At 36.8% G+C, this 3,742-nt stretch carries 2 protein-coding genes; one reads left to right on the top strand and one right to left on the bottom strand.

Annotation, left to right across the window (positions count from 1 at the left end):
* Positions 1-228 precede the first annotated feature (228 nt).
* Entirely contained in the window at positions 229-2,721 is a 2,493-nt protein-coding gene (locus H6G26_RS39835) for a CHAT domain-containing protein (protein ID WP_190737437.1), read from the top strand.
* On the opposite strand, the gene H6G26_RS39830 is transcribed toward H6G26_RS39835, so the two are convergent.
* A complete protein-coding gene (locus tag H6G26_RS39830; RefSeq protein ID WP_347242601.1) occupies positions 2,694-3,665 on the bottom strand; it encodes a hypothetical protein in 972 nt (323 codons plus the stop codon). The two genes, H6G26_RS39835 and H6G26_RS39830, sit on opposite strands and share 28 nt — an antisense overlap.
* Positions 3,666-3,742 lie beyond the last annotated feature (77 nt).

The following is a 3,742-nucleotide window of genomic DNA, read 5'->3' as shown; positions in this document are numbered from 1 at the left end:
TACCCCAGGCATCAATCTTTTTAGTTATCTCACCCCATTCAGATTAAGAAAACCAATCATTATAACACAAAATCAATTCTGCAAGAGGTCTAATAGATTCCAGAGGGAACGTCGAATTAGTTGCGATAGCGCCTAATCAAGCTACACCTGATAGCTTTTTTTCTACCATTCCGTGTACATCGGTCGATTCTGTAGCAGAACTTTCCTATCCAGCAACACAGTAAAGCGATGATTAAATGGAGATATTGCCTAAAATATGCTCTTTTAGGCATTTTAGCTTTATCAATAGTTTTAACTCAATCGTCTCTATTGCTGGCTCAGTCAACGGAAAAAGAAACACATATACAACAGGCTGAACTTTTAAGCCAAGTGGGTAGAAAACAATTAAATCAAGGTCAAGCAGCAGAGGCTCTTGACAGTTGGCAACAAGCCACGAAAATTTATCATCAGATCAAAGATGCCGAAGGTGTTAGTGGGAGCCTGATTAATCAAAATTTTGCCTTGCAAAAATTAGGTTTACACTCTCAGGCTTGTGAGAAACTTTTAGAGGCTCTAAAATTAAATAATTGGAATTGTAACCCAACGATATTAGAACTTACCGAATACGAGAAGTCGCAACTGATAGCAGCAATACATCAGTTAAAAATAACACCAATAAACTTATTGGGATTACAAAGCATGGGGCAAGTTCTACGCTTAGTTGGCAAGTTAAATGAATCTGAACTAATTTTGGAAAAAACACTATTATTCGCTAAACAAACACCTTCAAAAGAAATTAGCGATATTCTACTGTCATTGGGTAATACAAAACAGTCCATCTATCAACGAGCGCGAGATGAATACAAATGGATAGAGGAACCAGTCTTTAGAGAGGCAATTGTAGACTCGATTCCACAGAAGGCACAGGAGTCACTTGATATATACCAACTTTTAGTAGATAGGACAAGTTCTCCACAAGAAATAAAACTACAAGCGCAACTGAACCGTTTAAACTTATTACTAGACTTTGATGAATGGCTAACAGACAAACCTAAGCTAGTGAATACTCGTACAAAAGTTAATCAGCAGATTCAACCTTTAGTAGATATTATATTGCAAAGCTCCTCAGTTTTTTATCAATTGTCGCCCGAACAATCTATTCAAGCTCAACTTAAATTTGCTAAAAGCCTAAGCAAAACTCAGAATCAATCATTACAATCGGTAGCTGTTCAGTATACTACATCCGCCTTAAAAATAGCTAAAAATATTAACAATCAACTCTTAAAATCTAAAAGCTTAGGTGCTTTAGGTAAGTTAAATCCATACGAATCGCAAACATATTTTGAAGAAGCTTTAAGTTTAGCTCAGTCCATCAATGATGCAGATGTTGCTTATGAATGGCAACAGCAGTTAGGGAATTTATTCCAAAAACAGGGTAAATCCAAAAGAGCTATTCAAGCTTACGGTGCAGCCATTGATAGCATAACACAAGTTCGTGATAATCTCTTGCATAGCAATTTAGATGCACAGTTTTTCTTTTATGAGAAAGTAGAGCCTGTATACCGGAATTACATGCGACTGCTGATAGCAGAACAATATCCTAATTTTGAACGTAAAGTAATAAAAGCCAACCAACAGCTTCAATTAGCACAGTTGGAGGATTATCTAAAGTGTGGCAAACTCGACCTTATTGCTTTAGATAAAATTGATAATTTCGCTGGTGCATCAGCAATTATTCACATTATCGACCTAGACGACACTATACAAGTATTTGCCCAATTCCCAGATTTTTCTATTCATCATCATTCTGCTGATTCCAAGTTAGTCAAAAATCATGTTAATGCTCTGTTAAGCATCTTACAAAACAAAGAGCTTATTTCCAACGGCAAGAATCTTATTACTCCACATTCTCAAGCACTTTATAAGCAGCTAATTGAACCTCTTAAGAAATCTTTGCCTTCAAGTGGAACTTTAGTATTTGTTCTAGACAAATCTTTTCAAAGTTTACCAATGGGTATACTTTACGATGGGAAAGATTATTTATTTCAGCACTATAGCTCCTCAGAAACTTTAGGGTCTAAAGTTCGCCAGCCTCGAGCTTTATCTCAAGAACATTCAAATGCTCTAATTGGTGGAATTTCCACATTTGCTCCTAGCTTTTATGACCCTGATGCTCCTAAAGGACTAAAACCTCTACCTGATGTGGAAGCAGAGATAGCAAATGTAAAAAAACAAACCAATTCCTCACTAGGCTTGCTCAATAAAGAATTTAATACTAAACGCTTTAGTGAAGAACTGAATAAAAAAGACTTTACCATTCTTCACTTAACAACACATGCTCAATTTAGCTCTATTTCTAGAAAAACCGGATTTTTCACTTGGGATCAGTTAGTCAATATTGGACAGTTTGGCACTTTGTTAAAAGCTAAAGCTCAAATCCGTCAAGATGCAATTGAGTTATTGGTACTAAGTGCGTGCCAAACTGCCAAGGGTAATAAGATATCTGCATTGGGAATTGCTGGTGTAGCAGCGCAAGCAGGTGCGAGAAGTATAATAGCTACTCTGTGGTTAGTAGATTCTAAATCTAGTGTTGTTCTCATGAATGAATTTTATAAAAATCTCAAGAATGGTATTCACAAAGCAGAGGCTTTAAGACTTGCACAAATAAGTTTGATGGCGATTCCTGAGTACAATAACCCTTATCATTGGGCCCCTTATCTACTCGTAGGAAGCTGGTTGTAATAGTCTACTAACTTTAATCCCTCTTGCACCTTCCTTAACTCAGTTGAGTTGTTACTAGTTTTCACTAACTCAGATGCTTTTAAATATTGACGCTTCGCTTGATCTAGTACACCTGCTTGAAAATAGCGGTCGCCCAGTACTCTGTAAATAGTTGGATTCTTAGTACCTACTGAAACAACATTGTTTAACTGCTCAATTGTTTCATCTAAAAGATCTCTTGACATAAATATAGCATCAAAGTCAAGAGCAGTTTCATCTGGAGGAAGTTTTAATTTACTAATTTGTTTGACCGCATCTTTAATCCATGCAACCTCATTCTGTGGTAACAGAGAGATTACTGACGGATCTCCACCAGTAATTTTGTCTTTCTTATAAGCGAAAACAAGAATTTGACATATTTGCCCAGATGCAAGAGGTTTTTCTTCCGCAGGGTAAGCCAATCTCGTTTGATTTGTAACTCTTTCCCAACTAAAATCATAACAATCAAACCTTACTTTATAAGAAGTAGCACTTGTAACAGGAAGCCAGACGATTTCCGGGCGTGGTTTTAATGTTGGCATAGTATAAGGATAAATGATTGTCGGCTCATCGTTTCCTCCTGCTCTGCCTTTTGGCGTTCTTGGGCAGAAGTCTCCGTTACCTGTGTAACAAGCAGACTTAGACAAATCAGGTTTGGCACATATATCAGAAGAAACAACTCCACTTGATAAATCTAAAATTTCTCCTGTACTGAAACAGAAAAATTTAATCCTACCACCATTTAAAACTTCTATTTTTTCTCCATCACAAACTAAGCTTCCCGCTTGAAGGCGTTTATCGCTTGGAGATATTAGTCTTCCACTTAACTCACAACGAACCTGATTTCTTTTAGTTCTGGCTAACGGTACACCTGCCAGGGCAAACGCATCTAAATATTGACGAGCCTGAATCAGTATGAAATACACCAAGACTCAAACTACATAAGGCTTTGAGGAAATTAAATCTCACTCAATATTAAAATGATAATCATTGTGAGGGGGAG

The sequence above is a fragment of the Nostoc sp. FACHB-888 genome, from assembly GCF_014696655.1.
Classification (GTDB): Bacteria; Cyanobacteriota; Cyanobacteriia; order Cyanobacteriales; family Nostocaceae; genus Nostoc.
The sequence above is the reverse complement of the archived record's forward strand: the minus strand, read 5'-3'. Positions and strand labels throughout refer to the sequence as shown.